At 59.2% G+C, this 26,215-nt stretch carries 22 protein-coding genes; 10 read left to right on the top strand and 12 right to left on the bottom strand.

Features of this window, described 5'->3' with window-relative positions; genetic code table 11:
- Positions 1-5 precede the first annotated feature (5 nt).
- The 5 genes from PspS35_RS23525 to PspS35_RS23505 are packed head-to-tail and all read right to left on the bottom strand — an operon-like array spanning position 6 to position 5,328.
- Entirely contained in the window at positions 6-1,001 is a 996-nt protein-coding gene (locus tag PspS35_RS23525) for a MoxR family ATPase (RefSeq protein ID WP_159936998.1), read from the bottom strand.
- Positions 998-2,155 carry a DUF4350 domain-containing protein gene (locus PspS35_RS23520; RefSeq protein ID WP_159936997.1) on the bottom strand — a complete coding sequence of 386 codons (1,158 nt, stop codon included), beginning with the start codon at positions 2,153-2,155 and terminating at the stop codon, positions 998-1,000. The genes PspS35_RS23525 and PspS35_RS23520 overlap by 4 nt, the downstream gene beginning before the upstream one ends.
- Positions 2,152-3,672, bottom strand: coding sequence for a DUF4129 domain-containing protein (locus PspS35_RS23515; RefSeq protein ID WP_159936996.1), 1,521 nt, complete (start codon positions 3,670-3,672; stop codon positions 2,152-2,154). Before PspS35_RS23515 ends, PspS35_RS23520 begins: the two co-directional genes overlap by 4 nt.
- Positions 3,659-4,639, bottom strand: a complete 981-nt coding sequence (locus PspS35_RS23510) for a stage II sporulation protein M (protein WP_159936995.1) — start codon at positions 4,637-4,639, stop codon at positions 3,659-3,661. The genes PspS35_RS23515 and PspS35_RS23510 overlap by 14 nt, the downstream gene beginning before the upstream one ends.
- On the bottom strand, positions 4,636-5,328 hold the full coding sequence (locus tag PspS35_RS23505) for an RDD family protein (protein ID WP_159936994.1): 693 nt from the start codon (positions 5,326-5,328) through the stop codon (positions 4,636-4,638). Before PspS35_RS23505 ends, PspS35_RS23510 begins: the two co-directional genes overlap by 4 nt.
- A gap of 166 nt (positions 5,329-5,494) precedes the next feature.
- Between PspS35_RS23505 and sbcB the strand changes: the two genes are divergently transcribed.
- The gene (sbcB, locus tag PspS35_RS23500; protein WP_159936993.1) at positions 5,495-6,940 is read left to right on the top strand and encodes an exodeoxyribonuclease I; all 1,446 of its coding nucleotides are present in this window, start codon (positions 5,495-5,497) and stop codon (positions 6,938-6,940) included.
- Between the two features lie 70 nt (positions 6,941-7,010).
- Here the strand turns inward: sbcB and mvaT are convergent, their stop codons facing one another.
- On the bottom strand, positions 7,011-7,385 hold the full coding sequence (gene mvaT / locus PspS35_RS23495) for a histone-like nucleoid-structuring protein MvaT (protein ID WP_003175830.1): 375 nt from the start codon (positions 7,383-7,385) through the stop codon (positions 7,011-7,013).
- Between the two features lie 347 nt (positions 7,386-7,732).
- Here mvaT and purU point away from each other — a divergent pair, with 347 nt between their 5' ends.
- Both purU and PspS35_RS30120 read left to right on the top strand, forming a co-directional pair.
- Positions 7,733-8,581 carry a formyltetrahydrofolate deformylase gene (gene purU / locus PspS35_RS23490; RefSeq protein ID WP_015885632.1) on the top strand — a complete coding sequence of 283 codons (849 nt, stop codon included), beginning with the start codon at positions 7,733-7,735 and terminating at the stop codon, positions 8,579-8,581.
- 86 nt (positions 8,582-8,667) lie between these two features.
- A complete protein-coding gene (locus tag PspS35_RS30120) occupies positions 8,668-8,838 on the top strand; it encodes a hypothetical protein (RefSeq protein ID WP_174244835.1) in 171 nt (56 codons plus the stop codon).
- A gap of 6 nt (positions 8,839-8,844) precedes the next feature.
- Here PspS35_RS30120 and PspS35_RS23485 read toward each other — a convergent pair whose 3' ends face one another.
- Positions 8,845-10,734, bottom strand: coding sequence for a methyl-accepting chemotaxis protein (locus PspS35_RS23485; protein WP_159936992.1), 1,890 nt, complete (start codon positions 10,732-10,734; stop codon positions 8,845-8,847).
- A 190-nt stretch (positions 10,735-10,924) separates the two neighbouring features.
- Between PspS35_RS23485 and PspS35_RS23480 the strand changes: the two genes are divergently transcribed.
- Positions 10,925-12,403: a helicase HerA-like domain-containing protein gene (locus tag PspS35_RS23480; protein ID WP_159936991.1), complete on the top strand. Its 1,479-nt coding sequence runs from the start codon at positions 10,925-10,927 to the stop codon at positions 12,401-12,403.
- 4 nt (positions 12,404-12,407) lie between these two features.
- Here PspS35_RS23480 and PspS35_RS23475 read toward each other — a convergent pair whose 3' ends face one another.
- Positions 12,408-12,863 (bottom strand): DciA family protein, encoded by a 456-nt coding sequence (locus PspS35_RS23475; RefSeq protein WP_159936990.1) that lies wholly within the window; start codon positions 12,861-12,863, stop codon positions 12,408-12,410.
- A 294-nt stretch (positions 12,864-13,157) separates the two neighbouring features.
- Here PspS35_RS23475 and secA point away from each other — a divergent pair, with 294 nt between their 5' ends.
- From secA to PspS35_RS23460, 3 genes are all read left to right on the top strand, one after another.
- Entirely contained in the window at positions 13,158-15,893 is a 2,736-nt protein-coding gene (secA, locus tag PspS35_RS23470; RefSeq protein ID WP_159936989.1) for a preprotein translocase subunit SecA, read from the top strand.
- A 122-nt stretch (positions 15,894-16,015) separates the two neighbouring features.
- Positions 16,016-17,233 (top strand): bifunctional glutamate N-acetyltransferase/amino-acid acetyltransferase ArgJ, encoded by a 1,218-nt coding sequence (gene argJ, locus PspS35_RS23465; RefSeq protein WP_159936988.1) that lies wholly within the window; start codon positions 16,016-16,018, stop codon positions 17,231-17,233.
- Positions 17,234-17,251: 18 nt separating this feature from the next.
- Entirely contained in the window at positions 17,252-18,196 is a 945-nt protein-coding gene (locus PspS35_RS23460) for a Nudix family hydrolase (protein ID WP_159936987.1), read from the top strand.
- 66 nt (positions 18,197-18,262) lie between these two features.
- Here PspS35_RS23460 and PspS35_RS23455 read toward each other — a convergent pair whose 3' ends face one another.
- From PspS35_RS23455 to PspS35_RS23445, 3 genes are read right to left on the bottom strand one after another with little or no spacing between them, the layout of a single operon-like run.
- Positions 18,263-18,841, bottom strand: coding sequence for a cob(I)yrinic acid a,c-diamide adenosyltransferase (locus tag PspS35_RS23455; protein WP_159936986.1), 579 nt, complete (start codon positions 18,839-18,841; stop codon positions 18,263-18,265).
- 2 nt (positions 18,842-18,843) lie between these two features.
- Positions 18,844-20,880, bottom strand: a complete 2,037-nt coding sequence (locus PspS35_RS23450) for an ATP-binding protein (RefSeq protein WP_159936985.1) — start codon at positions 20,878-20,880, stop codon at positions 18,844-18,846.
- 46 nt (positions 20,881-20,926) lie between these two features.
- On the bottom strand, positions 20,927-21,844 hold the full coding sequence (locus PspS35_RS23445; RefSeq protein WP_159936984.1) for a putative 2-dehydropantoate 2-reductase: 918 nt from the start codon (positions 21,842-21,844) through the stop codon (positions 20,927-20,929).
- 123 nt (positions 21,845-21,967) lie between these two features.
- On the opposite strand from PspS35_RS23445, the gene PspS35_RS23440 reads away from it, so the two are divergent.
- On the top strand, positions 21,968-22,453 hold the full coding sequence (locus PspS35_RS23440) for a YajQ family cyclic di-GMP-binding protein (protein ID WP_003209785.1): 486 nt from the start codon (positions 21,968-21,970) through the stop codon (positions 22,451-22,453).
- 136 nt (positions 22,454-22,589) lie between these two features.
- Positions 22,590-23,429 (top strand): mechanosensitive ion channel family protein, encoded by an 840-nt coding sequence (locus PspS35_RS23435; RefSeq protein WP_159936983.1) that lies wholly within the window; start codon positions 22,590-22,592, stop codon positions 23,427-23,429.
- Between the two features lie 273 nt (positions 23,430-23,702).
- Here the strand turns inward: PspS35_RS23435 and PspS35_RS23430 are convergent, their stop codons facing one another.
- The gene (locus PspS35_RS23430; protein ID WP_159936982.1) at positions 23,703-25,043 is read right to left on the bottom strand and encodes an OprD family porin; all 1,341 of its coding nucleotides are present in this window, start codon (positions 25,041-25,043) and stop codon (positions 23,703-23,705) included.
- Between the two features lie 743 nt (positions 25,044-25,786).
- Here PspS35_RS23430 and PspS35_RS23425 point away from each other — a divergent pair.
- A complete protein-coding gene (locus tag PspS35_RS23425; protein WP_159936981.1) occupies positions 25,787-26,212 on the top strand; it encodes an HIT domain-containing protein in 426 nt (141 codons plus the stop codon).
- The last annotated feature ends 3 nt before the right edge of the window (positions 26,213-26,215 follow it).

Below are 26,215 nucleotides of genomic sequence, written 5' to 3'. Positions count from 1 at the left end.
GCGGCTCAATGTCGAGGTGCTGGGGTCTGGTCCAGCAACTGCTTGAGCACCTGGTCGACCTCCAGACCGTCGATGTCCAGTTCAGGGGAGATACGGACCCGATGGCGCAGTACGGCCAGGGCACAACCCTTGATGTCGTCCGGGGTGACGAACTCACCGCCGCGCAACAATGCCCGGGCGCGAGCACCGCGTACCAAGGCGATGGATGCCCGTGGGCCGGCACCCATGGCCAGGCCCGGCCAACTGCGGGTGGCCCGCGCCAGGCGCACGGCATAGTCCAATACTTGCTCATCCAGAGGCAATTGACTGGCGATGTGCTGCAATCGCAGCACATCCTCGGCCTGCAGCACGGTGCGCAGCGGCTGCACATCCAGCATGTCGGCTCGTGATGAACGCGTCACTTCGCGCACCATATCCAACTCCTGCTGCGCCTGCGGATAGTCCATGCGGACCTTGAGCATGAAACGATCCAATTCGGCTTCCGGCAGGGGGTAGGTACCTTCTTGCTCGATGGGGTTTTGTGTGGCCATGACCATGAACGGTTGGCCGATGGGCAGTGCTTCGCCTTCGAGGGTGACTTGCCGCTCCTGCATGGCTTCGAGCAGGGCCGCCTGGGTTTTTGCCGGGGCGCGGTTGATCTCGTCGGCGAGCAACAGGTGGGTGAACACTGGCCCTTTGCGCAGCTTGAACTGTTCGGTGTGCAGGTCGTACACGGCGTGGCCGGTGACATCGCTGGGCATGAGGTCCGGGGTGAACTGGATCCGCGCGAAATCGCCCTCAAAGCACCGGGCCAGGGCACGCACGAGCAGGGTCTTGCCCAGCCCTGGCACACCCTCGAGCAATACGTGGCCGCCAGCGATCAGCGCGGTGAGCACATCATCGATTACCGGGTCTTGGCCAATCACGACCTTGCGCAATTCGACGCGCAAGGCTTGTGCCTGCTGGCTGGCGCGTTGCAAGGCTTCTCCGGACAGGGCGTCAGCGTGGGGGAAATCGCTCATAGGGCATTCCTGAGGGTTTGCAGGCATGCCACCTGACGGCTGAAATCGGCGCTGGAAAGCCGTTTTACCGCAAGTGGGCCGAGGGCCTGGCTGATCACATGAGAGGGTTGATGTGTGAGGTGTTCAAGTACGCGCCACTGTTCTGTGTTGTCGAGGTGTTCGAAACCTGGATGGCGGTGTCTGGCCGCGCGCTGTATATCGTGCTGTAAGGCCTGCAGTAGCGCCGCCTGGCCGCTACGGCGCAGCAGGAAATCTGCGCTGGCGCTCAAGTGTTCCTGCAACTGGCGGCGCGCTCTGGGGGCGGGTTCCTGGATCGGGCCCTGTCGCATGCCGGCCTGCCAGAGTGCCAGGGCTATCAGGGCAATGAGCGCCACCAGCGCCTGTGGGAAATAACGCAACAGCAGGGTGAGCAAGTCATCCACGTGGCTGTTGAACAACAAGGTCACGGCAGTGCCCTGGCTCAGATACCACAGCAGCCAGGCATTGTCGTGCTTGCCGATATCCGGTGTTTTCCACAGGTCGCTGTCGGTGATCACCGTTACGCGGCCTTGCCCGAGGTTGAGTTGCATCAGTTGGCTTGCCCTGGCGCTATTGGCTGAAAACTGTGCCTGGTGCTGGGGGTCGATGAGGTTGAAGTCGGTGTCGAAGCTGAAGTAAACCGGGGCGGTGTCGTTGTCGACATAGAGTTTGCTCAGGTCCGGGGCTTTCTTTTTGCGAGTCGGTTCGGGCTCGTCGGGTTCGTCACTCAGGGCCTGTTGGACATGCAGGCGATCGAGCAACAGGTCGCCGCTCTTTCCGGTTTCGTCATCCCATAGCGCCTCGGCCACCAACAGTAGGTGGCCACCGGACTTGGCCCAGTCCAGCAGTTGCGCTACCTGACGTGGTGACATGTTGCTGCGTTCGCCCAGTAACAGCAGGCTGTTGCCGTTGGGGGGCAGCGTGGCCAGGCGTTCGAGGCTATCGGCATGCTCCACCGCCAGGCCCTGCTGCCTTAAAAAGTGCTCGGCTGCCAGGTAGGGATTGGCGAGAGCCTGCGGAGCGGGGCCGCGATCCACCACTTCTTCATAGGGGATGGCCTTGCTCCAAGCGTAAAAGCCGCCCGCTGCCAGCAGGCATGCCACTAATACGCCAATCCCCAGCAAAAACCGATTCATAGGGTGCCCCCTGAACCGAATAGAGCACGCCAATCGCAGCATAATTTTTGCTGGGCTGAGGTCGGGGGAAGGTGATGGCCGTAGGCGAGGTTTTGCCAGTGCCGGGTCAACTCATCACTGAATGCCAGCAGTTGCGGCTGCTGCAACTGCTGAACGCGTTCGAGGACCTGGCCTTCAGTGTCGGCGCTTTTAAGGGGCAAGTTGAAGTCATGGAGCAACCGGCTAAGCAGGCCACGATACAAAAGGCCGAGAGCTTCCCGTGGCTGGGTAGGCCAGAGTTGTTCGGCAGTGCTGGCGATATCCATGGGTAAGGTTTCGGTCCCCAGTTCGAGACCGAACAGTTGCGTGGGTACGGGTTTGGCTGCCTTGGGTGCACGTGGGCCGCGCAGGCTGACAAACGTGCGCAGCCAGTCACGATATCGCCATGCCAGCAGGGTCAGGCCGCCGATCAGCAGGCTCCATAAAAGCACTTCGAGGCCTTGGGCGACATGCTTGAACGTATTGCTGTTGAGCGAGTCCAGTAGCGCTTGCAGCCACGCCGGTAGTTTACCGTCAGCATGTGCCTTGTTTTCAGTCGCGGGCTTTTCTTCGCCAAAACGATAGCGGGTGACGGTTTCCGGGTTTTTGAACGGTGGGGCATCGAGCAGCGACTTGATGGACTGGCTTGCGCCCTTGGGGCTCAGCGGCGTGGTTTCATCCGCCATGGTGGGCGGGCTGAATGGCAGCAATGTGAGCCCGATCACCAGCAGTAACAATGGCGCCACATTACTCAGGCGCTGGCGCAGGCGGCGGAATACCAGCTCCAGGTCCCACGCTTCCAATCCGGTGCGGCGATTGAGATAGAGGCTGAAGCCACAGGCCACATAGATGGGCTCCCAAAACACCAGCATCACCGCGTAGAACGCGTTGCCCAGATGATCCAGCCAGAGTACTTCGGAACTGGTCGCCAGGAGCAGGTTCAGCCAATCCCAATCCAGTTCAACCTGTTGTGGAATGAACAGGTAGAAAAACGCCATGAGGCCGAACCATAGCCCGATTTCCAGATGCACGCTGACGATGGTAAGCCAGCGTGCGGCGCCCGCGTTGCGCTGCTGCAGCACGCCCAGGCGCTTCTGGCGCGCCTGGCCGTCAAGACCTTCGAGTTGACTGACTGGCATGACAAAGCTGCGGCTGAGGCTGAGCCGGCGCCAAGTCAAGCTGGCCAGTAACTGGCCTTTGAGAAGACTTGGCCATTGGCTCACGGCCTGTCTCAGGGTGGGCTTTTCGCCAAACAGGGTCTTGGACAGGATATACAACGGCAAGCGATCGAAGGCCGGCTGGAACCACCAGAACAAGAGCATGACCGTGTATGGATGCTCCCACAGTAAAGCGGTGAGCAATGCAAACACTGGCAGGGTCACCAGGGCCCAACTGCCCATCAACAGCACGCGGTGTTCCCTGGCCATTAATATGCCCAGATCCATGGCTTCCCAGGCGGTGCGCGGGCGGATGACGACGCTGGCATCACTCAGGCGCATGGCGAGCCCGTCCGGCTAAGGTCAGGTAAGCGGCTACCAGCAGCCAGAGTGCAGCGCCCACCAGGTATTTGCCCCAAGGGGGGATCTGGGTCGTGGACGACCAGTAGGCTTCTATAAACGCTGCGATCAGCAGGAACACCATGACTGCGCACAACAGTTGCACGCTTTTACGTGCCGCGAGTCGCAAGGATTCTCCGCGACTCAATTGCCCCGGGGCGATCAACGCCCAGCCCAGTTGCAACCCCGCGGCTCCCGCGAGGGTAATGGCCGTCAATTCGAAGGCGCCATGCCCTATCACGAATGACCAGAAAGTCTGTCCGTAGCCGATCTCGGTGAGGTGCCCGGAGATCGCGCCGATGATCAGTCCGTTGAAAACCAGGAAAAACACGCTACCCAGGCCGAAGAGCAAACCGGCGGCAAACGTCTGGAAGGCAATGCCGATGTTGTGCATTACGTAATAGCCAAACATCATCCAGTCTTCGCTCGATGCCCGTTCGACGGTGCGCCCCAGGCGGCTGATATCAGGGTCATACATGCCTTGCATCTCGGCCACCTGTTGGGGGCTGACAATGCTGTAGATCAGGTCGGGGAACAGGTAGACCAGCACGGCAATACCCAACAGGCTGCCAAAGAACAACAGGCTGGCGAGCAACACAAAACGCCACTGTTCCCGTACCAGTCGTGGGAAGCCGGCCAGTACGAAGCTCAGCGCGTTTGCGGCCAATTGGCTGCGGTGACGGTAGAGTTGTTGATGGCCGCGCAGGGCCAGTTGTTGCAGTGGGTCTACCAGGTAGCTGCTGTAACCGCGTTCCTGGGCCAAGGCCAAGTGCTGGCATAGACGTCGGTATTGATGTGGGAAGTCGGCCATCTCGCTTGCCTTGGCCTTGCCCTGTTCCAACTGCTTGAGTTGCTCGGCAAAGGCTTGCCATTGAGGTTGGTAGCGGCTTTCGAAGAGGCTCTGCTTCATATCGGCCCCAACAGGCCGCGCGCCACGCCATTGAGTTGCTCTACGGCACGTGCCGGAGAGACGTGCAGCGGCGTTGCGAGGATCGAGGCGAGCTCATGTACTCGTTCGGCGGACAGTTCACCCTGGCGTTCTGCAAAACCCAGGATGGCCCGCTGTTCACTCAGGTCCAGGGCAAACGGTAAACGCAGTGCCGCAGCCTGAGGCACCTGGGGGCGCACCAGAGGCTGTTCGCGGTAGACCACCAACGTGCCAGCGGCCAAGTCGCCCAGGCGTTTGAAGTGAGGATGTTGCAGGCAACTGATGGCGCCGAGACAATAGCCAAAAGGCAGCATGTCGACAAACCGAAGCAGGTTGCGGATGAGTGACGCCGACCAGCCAATGGGCGTGCCGTCGTCCTGCACGACACGCAGGCCCATGACCTGTTTACCTGGCGAGCAGCCCTGGTTGAGCACCTCGAACAGCACCATGTACCACCAACTGGCCAGGAACAGCAGTAGCGAGCCCAGGCCGATACCAATGTTGCCAAGCAAGGCCAATGGCACCAGGAGCACGCCCATGATCACACCGCGTGCGCCGAGGTCGAAGGCAAAGGCCAGCGCCCGGGGCACCAGGCCGGCTGGGCGCAATGCCAGGTCGATGCCTTCTGGCGTCTCGATCTGGTAGCGGGTGTCCAATGGGGCTGATGGCATCGCGATCCTTGGCAGTGCAGAGCATTTGGGAGACACGGATGCTAGCAGTGTCGGCGGTGGAAGCAACCTCTCAAGATTTTTCTGGATGTTTGTACAGTTATTTGTCGCTTTCCCCAGGCGCGGTTCAGCGCCTAGACTTTGTCGACCTTCAGCACAGGAATAGCCCGTGACCTCCATTTTCTGGTACGACTATGAAACCACCGGCATCAACCCGCGCCGTGATCGCCCGCTTCAGGTAGCCGGAATTCGCACGGATTTCGATCTCAACGAAGTCGGTTCACCGGTCAATCTGTATTGCCAGCCGAGCGACGATATCCTGCCCCATCCCGCGGCGTGTGCGATCACTGGCATCACCCCGCAGATATTGGCGGAGAAAGGCCTGGCCGAAGCCGATTTCATGACCCGGGTACACGCTGAGCTCGCTGCTCCGGGCACCTGTGGTGCCGGCTATAACACGCTGCGCTTTGATGATGAGATGACGCGCTACAGCTTGTATCGCAACTTTTTTGATCCGTATGCGCGCGAGTGGCAGGGCGGTAATAGCCGTTGGGATTTGATCGACGTGGTTCGCACCGCTTACGCCCTGCGGCCAGGGGGCATCGAATGGCCCCAGGACGATGGGCGCGTAACGCTCAAGCTTGAGCGCCTGACTGCCGCCAATGGCATTGATCATGGCCAGGCCCACGATGCGTTATCCGACGTGCGCGCCACGATTGCGCTGGCGCGATTGGTTCGAGAGAAACAGCCCAAACTCTACGACTGGCTGTTTCAACTGCGCAGCAAACAACGAGTAATGGACCAGGTGCGCTTGTTGCAACCGATGGTGCATATATCCGGGCGATTTTCCGCTGAACGTCATTACCTGGGGGTCGTGCTGCCTTTGGCCTGGCACCCGCGTAATCGCAATGCGTTGATTGTTTGCGACCTTGGGCTCGATCCCCAGGGCCTGCTGGATATGGATGCCGACGCCTTGCGCGAACGCCTTTACACCCGCCGTGATGAGCTTGCCGAGGGTGAGTTGCCGGTACCGCTCAAGTTGGTGCATATCAATCGCTGCCCTGTGGTCGCTCCTTTGAGCGTACTGCGGGCCGAAGACTGGGAGCGGCTGCAATTGGACAGGGGGGCTTATCAGTCGCGGGCGCTGCGGCTAACTGACGCACAGGAACTTTGGCGCGATAAGTTGGCGGCAATTTATGCCGATGAGGAATTTGCACCGAATGCTGACCCGGAGCAGCAGCTCTACGATGGTTTTATTGGCGATCGTGATCGGCGGTTATGTGAGCAAGTCCGAATGACTGAACCTGCGCAATTGGCGCGCCAGCAGTGGCCTTTCGATGATCAACGGTTACCGGAATTATTGTTTCGCTACCGTGCGCGTAACTTCCCCGATACGTTGAACAGTGAGGAGCAACAACGCTGGAAACTTTTCTGTCAGCAACGTTTGTCAAATTCTGAGTGGGGTGCGCCGAATACCCTTGAGGCATTTAATCAAGCCTGGCAAGAGTTGGCGGTTAGTGCGACGCCGTTTCAGCGGCAGGTGCTGCAGCAGTGGCAGGAATATGCCAATTCCTTGGTTCTTCGTTTGAACCAGCAGTCAGGGTTTGCAGAATAGACAAGTAATAAAAACGCCAGCAAGCTGGCGTTTTTAATGTGTCGCGTATCAGGCGCAGGCCTGGCGAAGCTTAACCCAGCAGGGTAGCCCAGCCTTCAACCACGTCACCGCCCCACTTGGCTTTCCACTCTTTCAGCGTTTTGTGGTTGCCACCTTTGGTTTCAATCACTTCGCCGTTATGCGGGTTTTTGTATTGCTTGACCTTGCGAGCGCGCTTGGTGCCGGTCGTTTTTACAGCGCCACGAGGTGCTTTAACTTTCGACTCAGGATCCAGCAGCGCGATGATGTCACGCAGGGATTTGGAGTATTCACCCATGAGGGTGCGCAGTTTGCCTTCGAATTCCAGCTCGGTTTTCAGTTTGTCGTCTTGGGACAGGTTCTTCAAACGAGCTTGAAGCTCTTTGATAGCTTCTTCGGTGGCGCGGTATTCGTTGATCAGAGACATGTGGACTACCTTATGTAGAACGCTGATTGACAGGGACAGTGGCCTAATAATAGTCAGGCAGTTTGCTCAAGTAAACATTTAAGCAGACATTTATGTGAATTACTTTAAATGTTTGGAGCGAGGTTGCGCAATCGAGTTAATTACAAGGTCGTGGGCCTAAACATAATCTCCTTGGAATTCGGGAGGGCGCGCGCGAGGTGCGTTAGATTCATATAAAACGGTCAAAGCCATAGGCTGTTAGGGGGTAAGGCAAGGGGTGTGATCAGAATAAAGCTTAACGAATACTGCAGTTTTCCCGCGCAATCGCTAGAATGGCAACCTTTGCGAAGTTCTGGAGTTTCCCCCTAATGCGCACTTTTCGGCTGGTGATTGCTTGCCCGGACCGGGTTGGCATCGTTGCCAAAGTCAGTAACTTTCTGGCCTCCCACAACGGCTGGATCACCGAGGCGAGCCATCACTCGGACAATCTCAGCGGTTGGTTCTTCATGCGTCACGAAATCCGTGCCGACACGCTGCCCTTTGGTCTTGAGGCTTTTCGCGAGGCCTTTGCGCCAATCGCCGAAGAGTTTTCGATGACCTGGCACATCACCGACACCGAGCAGAAAAAACGCGTGGTGTTGATGGCCAGCCGCGAATCCCATTGCCTGGCCGACTTGCTGCACCGTTGGCACAGTGATGAACTCGATTGCGAGATCGCGTGTGTGATATCCAATCATGACGACCTGCGTAGCATGGTCGAGTGGCATGGCATCCCGTACTACCACGTACCGGTCAATCCACAGGACAAGGAACCGGCGTTCGCCGAGGTTTCCCGTCTGGTCAAGCAACATGAAGCCGATGTGGTGGTGCTGGCGCGTTACATGCAGATCCTGCCGCCGGAACTCTGCCGCGAATATGCCGGCAAGGTGATCAACATTCACCACAGTTTCCTGCCATCGTTTGTCGGGGCCAAGCCTTACCACCAGGCGTCCCTGCGGGGCGTGAAGTTGATTGGCGCAACCTGCCATTACGTCACCGAAGAGCTGGATGCGGGGCCGATCATCGAGCAAGACGTGGTGCGCGTCAGCCATAGCGACAGCATTGAAGACATGGTGCGCTTCGGTCGCGATGTCGAGAAGATGGTGCTGGCCCGTGGCCTGCGCTACCACTTGGAAGACCGCGTGCTGGTGCACGGCAACAAGACCGTCGTGTTCTGATCGCAGCGTTTTGATTGAAGAATGAAGGGCCTGGGCGTTAAATCTCCCCAGGCCCTTTTTCTTTGTCTGGCGTTGAGGATTGATCGATGAGTGACCCACTGGACAAAGCCACCTCCAAAGCCCCGGCAACACTGGGTGAGGGGTGTTTAAGCCGGTACGACCCGGACGACCTGGACAGCGACGACGGCACCGACTTTCCAGGTGCCGCCGAGTTGTGGGAGCGCGAGCAGGCCAAGTCTGATACCGCCGCGAAATAACGCGTATCAGATCCGGAAGCTGCCCACCAATTGCTTCAACCGCGCCGCTTGCTGTTCCAGGTCGGCGCACGCACGCAGGGTCGATTGCAGGTTTTCCACGCCTTCCTGATTGAGGGTGTTGATCTCCGTGATGTCCATATTGATCGACTCGACGACCGAGGTTTGTTCCTCAGTGGCGGTGGCGACTGATTGGTTCATGCCGTCGATCTCACCAATACGTTGGGTCACGCTGTTGAGGCGCTCACCGGCGAGGTTGGCGATTTCCACGCTGTCCTGGCTGTGGCGTTGGCTGTCGCTCATGGTGCTGACCGAATCCCGGGCGCCGACTTGCAGTTCCTCGATCATCTTTTGTACTTGCTGCGCCGATTCCTGGGTGCGGTGTGCCAGGTTGCGTACTTCATCGGCCACCACTGCAAACCCGCGTCCGGCTTCCCCGGCGCGGGCCGCCTCGATGGCTGCGTTCAGCGCCAGCAGGTTGGTTTGCTGCGAGATGCTGGTGATCACCTCGAGAATCTGACCGATGTTCACGGTCTTGCTGTTAAGCGCTTCGATATTGCTGCTGGATGCGCTGATCATCGCGGACAACTGCGTCATCGCCTTGATATTGCGTTCAACCACCTGTTGACCGTCTTCGGCCAAGTGCCGCGCGTCGCTGGCCTGGTTGGACGCTTGTGCAGCGTTGCGCGCTATTTCCTGCGCGGCGGCGCCCAGTTCGTTGATGGCGGCAGCCACGCTGTTGGTGCGGTTGGCCTGTTCGTCGGAGTTGACCATCGACGAGTTGGAGGCGCTGACAACCCGCAGTGCCACTTCGTTGACCTGCTCGGTGGCTGAAGATACTTCACGGATGGACGTGTGAATCCGCTCCACGAAGCGGTTGAAAGCGTTAGCCAGGGTGCCGAACTCATCGTGGTTCTGGATGGTCAGGCGGCGCGTCAGGTCACCTTCGCCGTCGGCGATATCCTGCATGGCGCGGGTCATCACGTGCAGCGGCTGCAACAGCACGCGAATCAGCATGCCCAGCAGGGCAATAATGATCACCACGGCAATGATGGTGGCGATGACCGCCGAGGTACGGAATTCGCTGAGCATGGCGAAGGATTTGTCTTTATCGACCGAAATGCCCAAGTACCAGTTCACCGACGGCAGGCCTTTGATCGGTGTGAAGGTCACGATGTTGTCCTTGCCGTTGGCCTCGACTTCACTGAAGTTGCCACTGATCTTCGGCGTGTTTTTCGGATACACATCGGTCAGGGTTTTCATCACCAGGTTTTTGTCCGGGTGTACCAGCACTTTGCCGTCGGCGCTGACCAGGAACGCATAGCCCATGCCGCCGAAGTTCAGCGCGCCGATGTTATCCACCAGGGTTTGCAGGCTGAGGTCGCCGCCCACCACGCCGATGCTCTGGCCTCCTTTGGCGCTGGGGGTGGCGATGGAAATGATCAATTGCCCGGTGGCGGCGTCGATGTACGGTTCAGTCAGGGTCGAACCGTTGCTGCTCTGGGCACCTTTGTACCAAGGGCGAACGCGGGGGTCGAAGCCATCCGGCATCTTGGTGTCGGGGCGGATGGTGAAGGCCCCTTTGCTGTCACCCACGTAAGTCGCCATGAAGGAAGACGTCAGCGTTTTCTGTTCCAGCAGGCTGGCAACCGTCGCAGGCTCAGGGTTGATGGCGATGTTTTGTGCCGCGTTTTCCACCAGTGCAATGCGCCCGGTGAGCCAAGTCTGAATATTGCTGGCGGTGACATCGCCCATTTCATGCAGGTAATTGTTGAGGTCGTCACGAATAGCGTTACGTTGCAGGTAATCGTTGTAAAGGGTGAACAGTGCGAAGGCGGCGATGACGATAAGGGAGGCTGCAAGCAGGATCTTGTGGCTGAAACGCAGATTTTTATTCATAGCTTGAAGGGTCCGCTAAGGTCTTAATATCCGAAGCGCGTCCTTGTGGAACACGCGGAAGGGCAGCGTAAAAAAAGTTTGATATTTCCGTTGGTCCCTGTAGGAACTATCTGAGTGATTTTTCGACTTTATGGGTCTCACATCTGTCTTATCGACCTAGCGCTACTAAAGATTAACCATGGGTGACGAAATGCCTGATTCCACGCAACTTCTTATCGGTGCCGGCCTTGACGGCCAGCCCATTGCCCAGGCCATGCGCCTGGCCAACCGCCACGGGTTGATCGCCGGCGCGACGGGCACGGGCAAGACCGTCACGTTGCAACGCCTGGCTGAAGCCTTCAGTGATGCGGGCGTGGCGGTATTTGCGGCTGACATCAAAGGTGACCTCTGTGGCCTGGGTGCCGCCGCCAACCCTCAGGGCAAGGTGGCCGAGCGTATCGCCGGGATGCCTTTCCTTAATTACACGGGCAAGGCGTATCCGGTCACGCTGTGGGATATCCACGGGCAGTCCGGTCATCCATTGCGCACCACGATCAGTGAGATGGGGCCATTGTTGCTCGGCAGCCTGCTGGAACTGACTGACAGCCAGCAGTCGGCTCTTTATGCGGCATTCAAGGTGGCGGATCGCGAAGGCCTGTTGCTGCTGGATCTCAAGGACCTTAAGGCGCTGCTCAACCACCTGCGCTACCACCCGGAACTGCTTGGCGACGACGCGGCGTTGATGACCACCGGCTCCAGCCAGGCGCTGTTGCGGCGTTTGGCTATCTTGGAGCAGCAGGGTGCCGAGGCGTTGTTTGGCGAGCCGGCCTTGCAGCTTGAAGACATCTTGCAGCCCACCGGTGACGGTCGTGGGCGTATCCACCTGCTGGACGCCAGCCGCCTGGTGCATGAGGCGCCGAAGGTGTACGCGACCTTCCTGTTATGGCTGTTGGCGGAGTTGTTCGAGCAACTGCCGGAGCGCGGCGACGCCGACAAACCGCTGCTGGCGCTCTTTTTCGACGAAGCGCATCTGTTGTTCGCCGACACGCCCAAGGCGTTGCAAGAGCGGCTGGAGCAAGTGGTGCGGTTGATTCGTTCCAAAGGCGTTGGCGTGTATTTCGTCACCCAATCGCCGGGTGACCTGCCGGACACCGTGCTGGCGCAACTCGGTTTGCGGGTGCAGCACGGCCTGCGAGCGTTCACCACCAAAGAACAGAAGTCTCTGCGGGCAGTGGCGGACGGGTTCCGGCCCAATCCTGAATTTGATGCCTTGTCGGTGTTGACCGAATTGGGTACGGGTGAAGCATTGGTGGGCACCTTGCAGGAAAAAGGCACGCCGCAAGTGGTCCAGCGCGTGCTGGTCGCGCCACCGCAATCGCGCATCGGGCCGCTCAGCGCGGCTGAGCGCGCCGCACTGGTGGCCAGCTCGCCGTTGCTGGGCCGTTATGACAAGCCAATTGATCGGGAATCTGCCTATGAAGTGCTGATGGCCCGCAAGGAACTGGGGCCTACCGAAGAGGCCAAGCAGGCCGCCGAGGAGCCTAGCTTCACGGACAAGGCCGGGGCGTTCCTGGGAACCACCGCAGGCAAGGCGCTGAAGTCAGCCATGCAACAGGCGGCCAATCAGATGGGGCGCCAATTGGTGCGTGGTTTGTTGGGGTCTTTGCTGGGCGGCAGCAAGCGCAAGTAGCGCTTCAGGCCTTGGGCTTGCCATGGGCGGCCAGCCGCTCAAGTGCAGCGCGCAAGGCTGGATCGCTGATCCCGTCGGCTGTGGCCTGAATGGTCTCGGCCGCATTCTCTGAAAGGTCCAGGGTGTGGCCGACTGCGCTTTGCTGCACGGTCGATGGCTGCACTTTGAACTGGATGCGTGTCAGGCTGGCAAATTCATCGAATGCCATCAGTTGACGCAGCAGGCGTTTTTGCTGATAGCGCAAACGGGTCGCCCAGTGACCGTCCGTGACAATCAATAGCAAATTACCTTCACGCCAAGAGGCCACATGGCAATGCTCGCGGGCGGCGGGTTGCAGTTGGCTTTCGAGCAGGCGTTGCAAATGGCCCAAGCGTTGCGCATGGCCAAAGATGGCTTTCAACGGCTTGGCTTCGCGAAGCAACACGCTGGGCGCGCGGGCTGTAAGAGGGCGAAATGCCATTATTGGACACCTTAAGCAACAGAGCTGCCATCTTAGCAGAACCCGTCTATCCGGCCCCGGGCAATGCATCGCCGAGGCTTTGTCCATGAAATCAATGGGCTCTATGGGTTGAAGTTCGCGCAAAAGCCCTTATTTTAAACAAGCCCTCTCACAGCACCATGCCAGCATCGGGGAACAACGCCACTTTCCTCACCCACGATTCCGGGTAGAATGCGCGTTCGCATGCGGCCGTGAGGGCTGCTCGGGCCACTCACGGTGCGCCCTCCATCCCTATGTGTGGAAGAACCTGCCGATATGTTTGCGCCTTTGTTAAAGAAACTTTTTGGAAGCAAGAATGAGCGCGAAGTCAAACGCATGCTCAAGACGGTGCAGTTGGTCAATGCCTTCGAAGAGCAGATGGTTGCCCTGTCGGACGAGCAATTGCGCGCCAAGACCCAAGAGTTCAAGGCCCGCATAGCCAAAGGTGAAACCCTCGACAAGCTCCTGCCCGAAGCCTTTGCGGTCGCCCGTGAAGCCGGTAAACGTGTCATGGGCATGCGCCACTTCGACGTCCAGTTGATCGGCGGCATGACCTTGCATGAAGGCATGATTGCCGAAATGCGTACCGGTGAAGGCAAGACCCTGGTGGCAACCCTGGGTGTTTACCTCAACGCACTGTCCGGCAAGGGCGTGCACGTTGTGACGGTGAACGACTACCTGGCCCGCCGGGACGCCAACTGGATGCGCCCGCTGTATGAGTTCCTCGGCCTGACCGTCGGCGTGGTAACGCCGTTCCAGCCGCCGGAAGAGAAGCGCGCTGCCTACGCTTGCGACATTACCTACGGCACGAACAACGAATTCGGCTTCGACTACCTGCGCGACAACATGGCGTTCAGCATGGATGAAAAATTCCAGCGCGAACTCAACTTTGCCGTGATCGACGAAGTCGACTCCATCCTCATCGACGAAGCCCGTACCCCGCTGATCATCTCCGGCCAGGCCGAAGACAGCTCGCGCCTGTACACCGAGATCAACAAGTTGATCCCGCGCCTGGAGCAGCACATCGAAGAAGTGGAAGGCGTGGTGACCAAAGAAGGTCACTTCTCCATCGACGAGAAGACCCGCCAGGTCGAACTCAACGAAGCCGGCCACCAGTTCGTCGAAGACATGCTGACCCAGATCGGCCTGCTGGCTGAAGGCGAAAGCCTGTACTCGGCTCACAACCTGGGCCTGTTGACCCACGTCTATGCCGGCCTGCGCGCCCACAAGCTGTTCCATCGCAACGTCGAATACATCGTGCAGGATGGCCAAGTGGTACTGGTCGACGAACACACCGGCCGTACCATGCCGGGTCGACGTTTGTCCGAAGGCCTGCACCAGGCCATCGAAGCCAAGGAAGTGCTCAACATCCAGGCTGAAAGCCAGACGTTGGCCTCCACCACGTTCCAGAACTACTTCCGTCTGTACAACAAGCTGTCCGGCATGACCGGTACGGCCGACACCGAAGCGTTCGAATTCCACCAGATCTACAGCCTGGCCGTGATGGTGATTCCACCGAACAAGCCGCTGGCCCGTAAAGACTTCAACGACCTGGTGTTCCTGACCGCCGAAGAGAAATACGCGGCGATCATCAACGACATCAAGGACGGCATGGCCCAAGGCCGCCCGATCCTGGTGGGTACCGCGACCATCGAGACTTCCGAGCACGTGTCCAACCTGCTCAACAAGGAAGGCATCGAGCACAAGGTCCTCAACGCCAAGTTCCACGAAAAAGAAGCCGAGATCATCGCCCAGGCCGGTCGCCCAGGCGCACTCACCATCGCCACCAACATGGCCGGTCGTGGTACCGACATCCTGTTGGGCGGCAACTGGGAAGTGGAAGTGGCTTCGCTGGACAACCCGACCCCTGAGCAGATTGCCCAGATCAAGGCCGACTGGCAGAAACGTCACCAGGCGGTGCTGGAATCCGGTGGCCTGCAGGTGATCGCGTCCGAGCGTCACGAATCGCGCCGTATCGACAACCAACTGCGTGGCCGTGCCGGCCGTCAGGGTGACGCCGGTTCCAGCCGCTTCTACCTGTCCCTGGAAGACAGCCTGATGCGTATCTTTGCCTCGGATCGGGTGAAGAACTTCATGAAGGCCCTGGGCATGCAGTCCGGTGAAGCGATCGAGCACCGCATGGTGACCAACGCCATCGAGAAGGCCCAGCGCAAGGTTGAAGGCCGTAACTTCGACATTCGTAAGCAACTGCTTGAGTTCGACGACGTCAACAACGAACAACGTAAAGTGATCTATCACATGCGTAACACGTTGCTGGCCGCCGACAACATTGGCGAGACCATTGCCGATTTCCGTCAGGACGTGCTCAACGCCACCGTCAGCGCACACATTCCGCCACAGTCCCTGCCAGAGCAGTGGGATGTTGCCGGCCTGGAAGCGGCGCTGAAGAACGACTTCGGTGTCGACCTGCCGGTCCAGCAATGGCTCGACGAAGACGATCACCTGTACGAAGAGACGCTGCGCGAGAAGCTGATGACCGAGCTGCTGGCCGCGTACAACGAGAAAGAAGAGCAGGCGAGTGCCGAAGCGCTGCGCACCTTCGAGAAACAAATCGTACTGCGCGTGCTGGACGACCTGTGGAAAGACCACCTGTCGACCATGGATCACCTGCGTCACGGCATCCACCTGCGTGGCTATGCCCAGAAGAACCCGAAGCAGGAGTACAAGCGCGAGTCGTTCACGCTGTTCTCCGAGTTGCTGGATTCGATCAAGCGCGATTCGATTCGTGTGCTCTCCCACGTTCAGGTGCGTCGCGAAGACCCGATCGAGGAAGAAGCTCGCCTGCGTCAGGAAGCCGAAGCCCTGGCGGCACGCATGCAGTTCCAGCATGACGAAGCACCGGGTCTGGAAGCGCCTGAAGTATTGGGCGAAGAGGTCGATGTGGCCCTGGCCCAGACGCCAGTGCGCAATGATCAGAAGCTGGGCCGCAACGAACTGTGCTACTGCGGTTCGGGCAAGAAATTCAAACACTGCCACGGCCAGATCGAATAAGATTTTCGCCTGACGCTGCAACACCCCGCGCCGCGACCGGCCTTTGCCGTCGCGGCGTTTTGCCATTAATTTCACCGTCGATCACGACGGCACAGACATCACCTATTTTAAGGAGCGCATTCATGGCTGTTGGTCTTGGTCCTTTGCCCACATTGCACCCGGTTGCCGGTTTTGAACTCGGTATCGCGTCGGCCGGCATCAAGCGCCCAGGGCGCAAGGATGTGGTGGTAATGCGCTGTGCCGAAGGTTCGACCGTCGCCGGTGTGTTCACCCTTAACGCCTTCTGCGCTGCTCCGGTGATCCTGGCCAAACAGCGCGTTGCCGGCTCTATCCGCTACCTGCTGACCAACACCGGCAATGCCAACGCAGGCACCGGTGAGCCTGGTTTGGTCGCCGCTGCGCGCACCTGTGCCAAGCTGGCCCAGTTGACCGGCGTGGATGCCAGCCAAGTGCTGCCGTATTCCACCGGTGTTATCGGCGAGCCGCTGCCGGTCGAGAAAATCGAAGGCGCCCTGCAAGCCGCGCTGGATGACCTGTCTGTGGATAACTGGGCGGCTGCCGCGACTGGCATCATGACCACCGACACCCTGCCAAAAGGCGCGAGCCGCCAGTTCGTGCACGATGGCGTGACGGTCACCGTGACCGGTATCAGCAAAGGCGCAGGCATGATCCGCCCGAACATGGCGACCATGCTCGGCTACATTGCCACCGACGCCAAAGTCTCCCGCGACGTGCTGCACAGCCTGATCCTGGACGGCGCCAACAAGTCGTTCAACCGCATCACCATCGACGGCGACACGTCGACCAACGACTGCTGCATGCTGATCGCTACCGGCCAAGCCGATCTGCCGGAAATCACGTGCGCCAGCGGGCCGCTGTTTGCCGCCCTGAAGCAGGCTGTGTTCGACGTGTGCATGGACGTGGCCCAGGCCATCGTGCGCGACGGCGAGGGCGCCACCAAGTTCGTGACGGTTGAAGTCAACGGTGGCGGCAATCACCAGGAATGCCTGGATGTCGGCTACACCGTGGCGCACTCGCCGCTGATCAAGACGGCGTTGTTCGCGTCTGACCCGAACTGGGGCCGCATCCTGGCCGCTGTGGGTCGTGCCGGTGTGCCGGACCTGGACGTGAGCAAGATCGACGTGTTCCTCGGTGATGTGTGCATCGCCAGCCGTGGCGCCCGCGCCGAGAGCTACACCGAAGCCCAGGGCTCAGCGGTGATGCAGCAGGAAGAAATCACCATCCGCATCGAGTTGGGTCGCGGTGAGTGCAGCGAAACCATCTGGACCACCGACCTGTCCCACGAGTACGTGAAGATCAACGCGGAATACCGTACCTAAGCCTGGAGGATAAGCGCGGTGAAACGAGTGCATGTAGCAGCAGCGGTGATCCGCGGTGTCGATGGCAGGATCCTGCTGGCACGCCGCGCCGATACCCAGCATCAGGGCGGTCTCTGGGAGTTTCCCGGTGGCAAGGTGGAGGCGGGCGAGTCAGTCGCTGCGGCCTTGTCCCGTGAATTGCAGGAGGAACTGGGCATCCAGGTCACCACGGCGCGGCCGTTGATCAAGGTGCAGCATGACTACCCCGACAAGCAGGTGTTGCTGGATGTCTGGGAAGTTTCAGCGTTCACGGGTGAACCGCACGGTGCCGAAGGGCAACCCTTGGAGTGGGTTGCGCCTCGGGATCTGATCAATTATGAATTCCCGGCGGCCAACGCGCCGATCATTGCCGCCGCACGCCTGCCCGCCGATTACCTGATTACCCCCGGCGAGCTGGAAACCCCGACGTTGTTGCGCGGGATTCAGAAGGCTATCGCGGGCGGCATCAAGCTGGTCCAACTGCGTGCGCCCAACGGTTACGATCCTAAATACCGCGACCTGGCAGTGGATGCGGTAGGGCTGTGTGCCGGCAAGGCGCAGTTGATGCTCAAGGGGCCGTTCGAATGGCTGGGGGATTTTCCGTCCGCCGGCTGGCACATGACCTCGGCCCAATTGCGCAAATACGCGAGCAAGGGCCGGCCATTGCCGAAGGATCGTTGGTTGGCGGCGTCGTGCCACAACGCTGAAGAACTGGCGTTGGCCGAGTTGATGGGCGTGGATTTTGTCACGCTGTCACCGGTGCAACCGACCCAGACTCACCCGGATGCCCAGCCATTGGGTTGGGAGCAGGCGGCGGAGCTGATCCGTGGGTTCAGCAAACCGGTGTTTCTGCTGGGCGGGGTTGGCCCTGCTGAGCGGGAACAGGCTTGGGAGGCCGGGGCTCAGGGTGTTGCTGGGATTCGGGCATTCTGGCCTGAGGGTTGATATTGTCCTGACTGGCCCTATCGGGGGCAAACCCCCGATAGGGCCCTAAAGGTCACCCAAAAAACCTCAGTGTGGCTTCGCGGCCGCCTGCCACAACACCTCAGCCACCCCCTGGCGCTTGGCAATCACCCTGGCCGCCACAAACAGCAAATCCGACAACCGATTGATATACGCCAACCCCACCCCTTCCAACGGCTCGACCGCATTCAACTGCTGACACCGCCGCTCCGCACTGCGCGCCAGGCTGCGGCACACATGAGCCTGGGCGATCAACGCTGAGCCGCCGGGCAAGATGAAGTTTTCCAGCGGCCCCACCTCTTCATTCCAGCGATCGATCGCCGCTTCCAGCCGGTCCACTTCCGCCGCATTCAAGGCCTTGTACACCGGCATCGCCAGCTCACCGCCCAGGTCAAACAGGCGATGTTGGCACGGCGTCAGCACCTCTATCACGTCCTGTAAGCCGGGATGCTGTCCACCGAGCGCTTCAAGGTAAGCCAGCAGCAATCCCAATTGACTGTTCAGCGTATCGACCTCGCCAATGGCCTCCACCCGTGGATGGTCCTTGGGCACGCGGCGGCCGTCACCAAGGCCGGTTTCGCCCTGGTCTCCGGTGCGGGTGTAAATCTTCGACAGGCGAAAGCCCATGGTCAGTGCTCCAGTTGGGTCAGTTCGTAGGGCGGCAGTTGGCTGCCGGCCAAGGGGATACGCAGGGTAAAGCAGGTGCCTTGGCCGAGGGTCGAGTGCACCTCCATCTGGCCTTTGTGGTTGTTGGTGATGATGAAGTACGACACCGACAGCCCAAGCCCGGTGCCCTGGCCGATTTCCTTGGTGGTGAAAAACGGTTCGAAGGTGCGCTTGCGCACGTTTTCGCTCATGCCGATGCCGTTGTCTTCTACCTGGATTTCCGCCCACGGTGGGTTGAGGCGGGTGCGCAGGATGATGCGCCCCGGCTCGCGATCGTCTTCGCGCAGGTGAATGGCCTGGGCCGCGTTTTTCAGCAGGTTGAGCAGCACTTGTTCCAGCTCGTTGGCGGTGCCGGGCACGGGGCCCAGTTGCGGGTCGAACTGGCGAGTGATGGCCTGGCCCTTGAAGTCGAAGCCGATGGCCAGGTCGAAGTCGTTGCCGGCAATTTCAACGGCCTGATCGATCAGCGCCGGCAAGTCGCAGGGCGCCATCTGTCGGTTGCTGCGGCGGCTGAAGCTGAGCATATGGGTGACGATCTTGGCTGCCCGTGCCCCGGCTTGCTGGATGCCATCGAGCAGTTGCGGTACCTCGCGGCCCTCCAGGTAGCGGTTGACCGTTTCCAGTTCGATACCCGCCTGTTCGGCGTATTCCAGGTTCTTGGGCAAATCGGCGGAGAGGCGGCGGCGGATGTTCTGCACATTGTGCAGGATCGCCCCCAACGGGTTGTTGATCTCATGTGCCATGCCAGCAGCCAGCCCGCCGACGGAAAGCATTTTTTCCGACTGCACCATCATTTCTTCCAGGGACAGGCGCTGGGTGATGTCATCGATGCGGATTACCACGCCGCGCCCGGCACCGCCCGTCAGTGGGTAAAAGGTCAGTGCGTAATGTTTTGGCTCGTCGTCCTTGATCCAGGTGACACGCTCGATACGCTCCACCGTGTGCTGCTCAACGGTGGCCTTGATTTGCGGCAGGTACGGCTTGAGCGGTTGGAAGGCGAGGTAAATCGGCTGGTTCAAGGCTTCATCCAGGCGCGTCCCGGAAAGCGCACTGGCTTCCTGGTTCCACTGGGTGACGTAGAGCTGCTCGTCCAGGGCGATCAGCGCCGAGGGCATCGAGTCGATGATGCTGTTCAGGTAATTCTGAAAACCCGTGAGTTTTTTCTCGATTTTGCTGCGAACCTGGACTTCCAGTTCCAGTTTTCGGTTGGTGTGGCGTGTTTCTTCTGCCAGGCCTTGGGCTTGGTCATAAGCGGCCTGGGAGTCGTCCCTTGCGCGCTTGAGCTGCTGTTCGCGAGCTTCGATGCGCGACAGCATGGTGTTGAAGGCTTCGGCCAGGCTGCCGATTTCATCGTGGTTGCCACGGCCGGCGCGCAGGGCGTAGTTCTCTTCGCGAGTCACCTGGCGCGACAGTTCTTCCAGTTCATGGATCGGCCGGGTGATCAGGCGCTTGATCTGCCGGGCGATGATCAGCCACAGCAGCACGCTGAAAATCAGGATGCCCAGGCTGGCGGTCAGCGTGCCGGTATAGAACGCCACTGGCAGTTCACTGCTGGCCACCAGCAGCAAATGTCCGGAAGGCTGGCCGGGGCGAGGCAGGGTAATCACTTGGTTGCTGCGAAATTCGGTTACGCGCCACGCTTCGATATGCCGGTAGTTGTCCGGCAGGTGCAGGCGATCACCGTGTTGCATCTGCGCCAAACGGTTACCTTCGCCGTCATACAAGGCGGCGGCGCGCAACGGCGAATAACTGGTCAGTTCATTGAGCAGGGCGTTGGCCTTGGCCGGGGATTCGAGTGCTTCAGCAGCGAGGGCCGGGTTGGAGACCAGGCGTCCGATGGCCTGCAAGGCCTGGGGGGCCATGCTTTCCTGGGAGATCCAGTACGCGGCGCTGATAAAGGTGAGGTTGGCCACCAGCAACACGGTGGTCAACAACACCAGCAGGGCGGCCAGCAGTTTCTGCCCTACCGGTAGATTTTCGAGGCGCTGGCGCAACGGCATCAGGGTTTTCCCAGGTGATAGACAGGCGGGCAGGGTAGCGCGTGCTTCAGTCGCGGGGCAATCCGCGTGCATCCAACAACTCGATCAAGCGTACCTGCAACTGTTGTAAATGCGGCAGGTTCAATTGATGGCGGATGGCCGCCTGACAAGCATAGCCCAGCAGGTAGCTGATTTCGGTGCGCCGGGCGTTGGCGACGTCCTGGTACATCGAGGAGTAATTGGCCGCGGTGGCGTGGATTACCCGTTCCACTTCGTGTTGCAGGTCCTGCGCAGCGGCGGGTTGGCCGCAACATTCCAGCAGTTCGCCGAGTTCGGCGCACAGGGTTGCCACTTCGCATTGATGGGCTTGCAGTTCGCCGTTGCGGCACTGGTAAAGCACGGTCAACGGGTTGATCGCGCAATTGAGTGCCAGCTTGCGCCACAGCCGCGTAAGAATATCGGTGCTCCACTCGTGGGGGATGCAGGCAGCGCGCAGGTCGTCCAGCCACAGCGGTGGAGTAGGGTGGCCCGGGTCCCCGAGCCAGGTGTAGCCATGGCCGGCGAACACCACACGCCAATCACCGTCGCGAAACGCACCTTCGGTGCTGGAGGCGAAGAGGCTGCGTGCGTGGGGCCACTGCGCGGCAACTGCATCCTGGCTGCCAAGGCCGTTTTGCAGCAGGATTAGTTCGGCGTCCGGCATCAGGCGGTGTTGCAACTGAGCGACAGCGCTCTGGGCGTCGTAGGCTTTACACGCCACCAGCAGGCGACGAATCGGCTCGGGACTGTCAGGCGTTTCGCCGATCACCGGGTACGTATGCTCTATGCCTTGTTCCACCAGGGTCAGCCCTTTGCTCGACTGGTAGCTGGCCAGGCGCGTCTCGTCGCGCAGGATCAACCTTACGGGCACACCGGCGCGAGCCAGGCGCGTGGCCCAGAGTGTGCCCAGGCTGCCGGCGCCGAGAATATGCCAGGTGGTTGACATCAGTTTGTACTCCAAAGGATCGCCTGCGGTGAACGGGGCGAAAGAACCGCTATAATGCCCCGGCATTTTAGCTCGGGCGCGCTCCATCTCTACTGAGTCCGCCCCTTATATTGGAGAAATCACATGCCTTCGTTCGACGTGGTATCCGAACTGGACAAACACGAAGTCACCAACGCCGTCGAGAACGCCGTGAAGGAGCTGGACCGTCGCTATGACTTGAAAGGCAAGGGCAGCTTCGAATTCAAGGAAAAGGAACTGACCGTCAACCTGACCGCTGAAGCCGATTTCCAGCTGGAAGCGATGATCGAAATCCTCAAGCTGTCGTTGGTCAAGCGCAAGATCGATGCGCAGTGCCTTGAAATCAAAGATGCCTACGCCTCCGGCAAGCTGATGAAGCAGGAAGCTGTGCTCAAGGAAGGTATCGACAAGGAGCTGGCGAAGAAAATCGTCGCCCATGTCAAGGATGCCAAGCTCAAAGTCCAGGCAGCCATCCAGGGTGAGCAGGTTCGTATCACTGGCAAGAAGCGCGATGACCTGCAAGAGGCCATCGCGGCCCTGCGTGCCAAGACCTTCGACATGCCGCTGCAGTTCAATAACTTCCGCGACTGATGGCACTTTGGGGAACCAGTAGGCGATTTTGACGTCCCACGCCCCAGAACCTGCGCCTACACTTGAGCCCTACGGGGCTCATTTGCGTTTTTAGGCTGTCAATAAAGCCGCATATCCGCCACACAGGAGAAACCACATGGATTTAAACGCTGAAATGGATCACTTGATCAAGACCTCGCAGTCGTGGATCCCGATGATCATGGAATACGGCAGCCGCGTATTGCTGGCGGTGATCACCCTGGCCATTGGCTGGTGGCTGATCAACGTTTTGACCCACCGGGTCGGACGCTTACTGGCCATCCGCAACGCGGACCTGGCGCTGCAACACTTCATCACCAGCCTTGCGAACATTGCGCTGAAAGTCATGCTGATTGTGAGTGTGGCCTCGATGATTGGTGTGGCGACGACCTCGTTCGTGGCGGCCATCGGCGCCGCAACCCTGGCCATCGGCCTGGCGCTGCAGGGCAGCCTGGCGAACTTTGCCGGCGGCGTGCTGATTCTGCTGTTTCGCCCGTTCCGCATTGGTGACTGGATCGAAGCCCAGGGCACCTCGGGTACTGTCGACAGCATCCAGATCTTCCACACCGTGCTGCGTACCGGCGACAACAAAACCGTTATCGTGCCGAACGGCATCTTGTCCAACGGCATCATCACCAACACCAACCGTCAACCGACCCGCAAGGTGGTGTTTGACGTGGGTGTGGACTATAACGCCGACTTGCAAAAAGCCCGTGAAGTGCTGCTGGAACTGGCAAAAGATCCGCGTGTGCTGACCGACCCTGCCGCGGTAGCCGTGGTGTCGACCTTGGGCGATAGTTCGATCACGGTTTCCCTGCGTTGCTGGACCAACACCCCTGATTATTGGGATGTGGTGTTCATGCTTAATGAACTGGCACGTGATCGTTTAAAGGCGGCGGGAATCGATATTCCTTTCCCGCAACGGGTGATTCGCGTGGTTCAGGAAGCTGCGGTGTAATACGCCATTCAGACTACTTGGCCTTTCGGTCAACTAATGCTGTCTAAGACAAGGGGCTTGAGGCCCCTTGTTTATTGTTAGGTCCTGGTAACTACCAAGTTCAAATCAGCGCCGAGTATCACAACTAGTAAACGTGATTTACTTAGTTAGCTTGCTATTTAAGTGAGTGTTCGTGTTGATACGCCTTCTGTCAGGCAAAAAAAACCGACGCCCTGATTCGGGCGTCGGTTTTTATTTGCGTTGCGCGTCCGCGCAATCAACTGGGCACTTAAATTACAAGATGCTCAGTGGGTACTCTACGATCAGACGCAGGTCGTTCAGGTTGTCGTAGTTGGTCGCGCGGTAATCGCTGTTGGTGCCACGATAGATCGCGTTACGCAGACGGAACGACAGGTCCTTGGCCGGGCCTTCTTGCAGTACGTACTTGGCTTCTACGTCCCACTCGTGCTCTTTGCCGTCGCTGGAATCCTCAACGGAAACGTCACTACCGCGAATGTAGCGGGTCATGAAGCTCAGGCCCGGCACGCCGAAGGAGGCCATGTTCAGGTCGTAGCGAGCCTGCCAGGACTTCTCGTCTTTGCCAACGAAGTCAGAGATCTGCACGGAGTTGGCCAGGTAAACGGTACCGCCACCGTCTACACCGTAGTTGTAACCGGTTTTACCCGAAGACTTCTGGTAAGACAGGGTGAACTTGTGGGCGTCGATGCTATAGGCAGCTGCCAGGCTCCAGACGCGGTTGTCCAAGTCGCCGGCCAGCTTCTTGCCGTCGTCCTTGCTGCGGTAGCCGTTGAAGTCGAAACTCAACGATTGCTTGTCGCTCAGCGGCAGGGTGTAGAAGACGTTGACGTACTGCTTCTTCCAGTAGTCTTCAATATCGGACGCGTGCGCGGCCAAAACCAGGTTGTCAAAACCCGAGTAGGTTGCGCCAACGATGTTCGCTGAGCTCAGCCCTGGGTTTTGCTCGCCGGTAACACGGTTGCGACCGTTGATGCTGTCGCGGCCCATGCCGGTTTGTGCGCTCAACGCGGTGAAGCGGCCGCCGATCAATTCCAGGCCTTTGATCTCGTTGCTGGTGATCAAGGTACCGGTGGCGACTTCAGGCAGCAGACGACCGTCGTCGGTGGTGAATACCGGGCTGGATACGAATTGGTTACCGTATTTCAGAACAGTGTTGGAGAGACGGACTTTTGCCGCGCCGCCAATTTTGGACTGGGTGGTTTCGGGGTCGCCGGCACCATTGGTGCCGAACAGGCCGTTACCGGCACGGCCCGCGCCGCCGTCGAGTCGGAAGCTGCCCATGGCCATGGCGTCGACACCAAAGCCGACGGTGCCCTGGGTAAAGCCGGATTGATAGTTGAGCAGCTCGCTGATGCCGCTGTCTTCACGGTAGCCGCTGACTTTGTCGTCGGTGCCGGTGGTGTAGGTACCGTTACCACGACGCACGTTGCCCACGCCGTCCTTGTAGTCACGGTTCATGTACATTGCACGGGTTTTCGCGGTCAGGGTGCTATCTTCGATAAAGCCCTTGGCGTCGTCCTGGGAGGACGCGATTGCGAACTGCGAGGTGCCTGCTGAAACAGCCAGGGCGATCATGCTCCACTTCATCACGCGCATCGTGATTTGCTCCTTTGGTTTTAGGAAGAGTACTGCCGTCCCACCTGTATTTTTATCTGGGCGGCTCTTTCTTTTTGTGTCGGCGCAAAGTTATATCACGCAGACTCTAATGACGATACTTACCCAACTTTCCTTTCAGCTTCTTTACGAGGCTGTCGTAAATTGCTAGCTCCATGTCGCAAATTCACAGTCCGAGTGTCACGGGACTGACAACTTCAATACTGTTTTTCAAACGCCTTTCGAAGTTCGAATTCTTCCCTGATACGCATTGAAACGCCGCTGTTCTTTTATCGCGAAACACCTGCTTCCGAACGGGTGTCGTTGCCGACGATAAAAGGGTTAATGCAACAAGCGTGCACAAACGGCCAGCCGAATGTGATTTTTTCGTGAAAAACGTGAAACCCACGTAAAAACCTCATAAGTACGGGCTTTTTACGCCGTTTTATTTAGGGTTGACGTGTTCGTGTTATCCCTGTTTGGTGAGAAAAAAAACCGTGCTGTAGAAAAATGTTACCGGTTCACCCCTCTGAGTGGGTAATCGGCGGATCCCTTTGAGGCACGAGTGGGTCATTTTGGTGCGGCCCTGTGAGGCCCGATTTAGCGTAGCTCAATTATTCGCCTGCCTCGAAAGGGTGCAGTTTTTTTATCAGGTTGCCTGGCGAGGCAAGCATTCGCCGTGAAGCCAGGGGCATTCAACGGTATGCTGGCGCCCTGAACCTGACCTGCCGAACGGAGTACCCGTGGTGTTTGCCTTAGATCAACGCCTGCAACAAGACACACTGGTCATCGGGGACTTCCCGCTGTGCCGCCTGCTGTTGTCCAATGATTCGAACTACCCTTGGTTCATCCTGGTGCCGCGTATCAACGGTATCAGCGAAGTATTTCAACTGGATGTCGCCGACCAGCAGACGCTGTGGCAGGAAACGACGGCCCTGGCGCAATGGCTGAGCGCTGGCCTGGCCGCCGACAAGATGAATATTGGTGCGTTGGGTAACGTTGTCAGTCAGTTGCATGTGCACGTGATCGTACGAACGCGGGATGACGCCGCCTGGCCTGCGCCGGTGTGGGGCAAGCATCCGGCCAGGCCTTATACACAAGCGCAGGCAGACGACATGCGTGCACGCCTGCGTGAGCTGCTGCCTGCCGACTTCATCTTTACCCAGGGCTGAATC

This window comes from Pseudomonas sp. S35, assembly GCF_009866765.1.
Lineage (GTDB): Bacteria > Pseudomonadota > Gammaproteobacteria > Pseudomonadales > Pseudomonadaceae > Aquipseudomonas.
Note: the sequence above shows the minus strand (reverse complement) of the source record. Positions and strands in the feature narration are given on the sequence as shown.

Excerpts from the sequence above, each read along its gene's own strand:
- purU (WP_015885632.1), top strand. The coding sequence starts at position 7,733 with ATGCGCACTTTTCGGCTGGTGATTGCTTGCCCGGACCGGGTTGGCATC.
- PspS35_RS23525 (WP_159936998.1), bottom strand. The coding sequence starts at position 1,001 with ATGAGCGATTTCCCCCACGCTGACGCCCTGTCCGGAGAAGCCTTGCAA.
- PspS35_RS23505 (WP_159936994.1), bottom strand. The coding sequence starts at position 5,328 with ATGCCATCAGCCCCATTGGACACCCGCTACCAGATCGAGACGCCAGAA.
- PspS35_RS23480 (WP_159936991.1), top strand. The coding sequence starts at position 10,925 with ATGCCTGATTCCACGCAACTTCTTATCGGTGCCGGCCTTGACGGCCAG.
- PspS35_RS23430 (WP_159936982.1), bottom strand. The coding sequence starts at position 25,043 with ATGCGCGTGATGAAGTGGAGCATGATCGCCCTGGCTGTTTCAGCAGGC.
- PspS35_RS23440 (WP_003209785.1), top strand. The coding sequence starts at position 21,968 with ATGCCTTCGTTCGACGTGGTATCCGAACTGGACAAACACGAAGTCACC.
- PspS35_RS23435 (WP_159936983.1), top strand. The coding sequence starts at position 22,590 with ATGGATTTAAACGCTGAAATGGATCACTTGATCAAGACCTCGCAGTCG.
- PspS35_RS23455 (WP_159936986.1), bottom strand. The coding sequence starts at position 18,841 with ATGGGCTTTCGCCTGTCGAAGATTTACACCCGCACCGGAGACCAGGGC.
- PspS35_RS23515 (WP_159936996.1), bottom strand. The coding sequence starts at position 3,672 with ATGCGCCTGAGTGATGCCAGCGTCGTCATCCGCCCGCGCACCGCCTGG.
- PspS35_RS23485 (WP_159936992.1), bottom strand. The coding sequence starts at position 10,734 with ATGAATAAAAATCTGCGTTTCAGCCACAAGATCCTGCTTGCAGCCTCC.
- PspS35_RS23510 (WP_159936995.1), bottom strand. The coding sequence starts at position 4,639 with ATGAAGCAGAGCCTCTTCGAAAGCCGCTACCAACCTCAATGGCAAGCC.
- PspS35_RS23520 (WP_159936997.1), bottom strand. The coding sequence starts at position 2,155 with ATGAATCGGTTTTTGCTGGGGATTGGCGTATTAGTGGCATGCCTGCTG.
- PspS35_RS23445 (WP_159936984.1), bottom strand. The coding sequence starts at position 21,844 with ATGTCAACCACCTGGCATATTCTCGGCGCCGGCAGCCTGGGCACACTC.
- PspS35_RS23450 (WP_159936985.1), bottom strand. The coding sequence starts at position 20,880 with ATGCCGTTGCGCCAGCGCCTCGAAAATCTACCGGTAGGGCAGAAACTG.
- PspS35_RS23475 (WP_159936990.1), bottom strand. The coding sequence starts at position 12,863 with ATGGCATTTCGCCCTCTTACAGCCCGCGCGCCCAGCGTGTTGCTTCGC.
- PspS35_RS30120 (WP_174244835.1), top strand. The coding sequence starts at position 8,668 with ATGAGTGACCCACTGGACAAAGCCACCTCCAAAGCCCCGGCAACACTG.
- argJ (WP_159936988.1), top strand. The coding sequence starts at position 16,016 with ATGGCTGTTGGTCTTGGTCCTTTGCCCACATTGCACCCGGTTGCCGGT.
- mvaT (WP_003175830.1), bottom strand. The coding sequence starts at position 7,385 with ATGTCTCTGATCAACGAATACCGCGCCACCGAAGAAGCTATCAAAGAG.
- secA (WP_159936989.1), top strand. The coding sequence starts at position 13,158 with ATGTTTGCGCCTTTGTTAAAGAAACTTTTTGGAAGCAAGAATGAGCGC.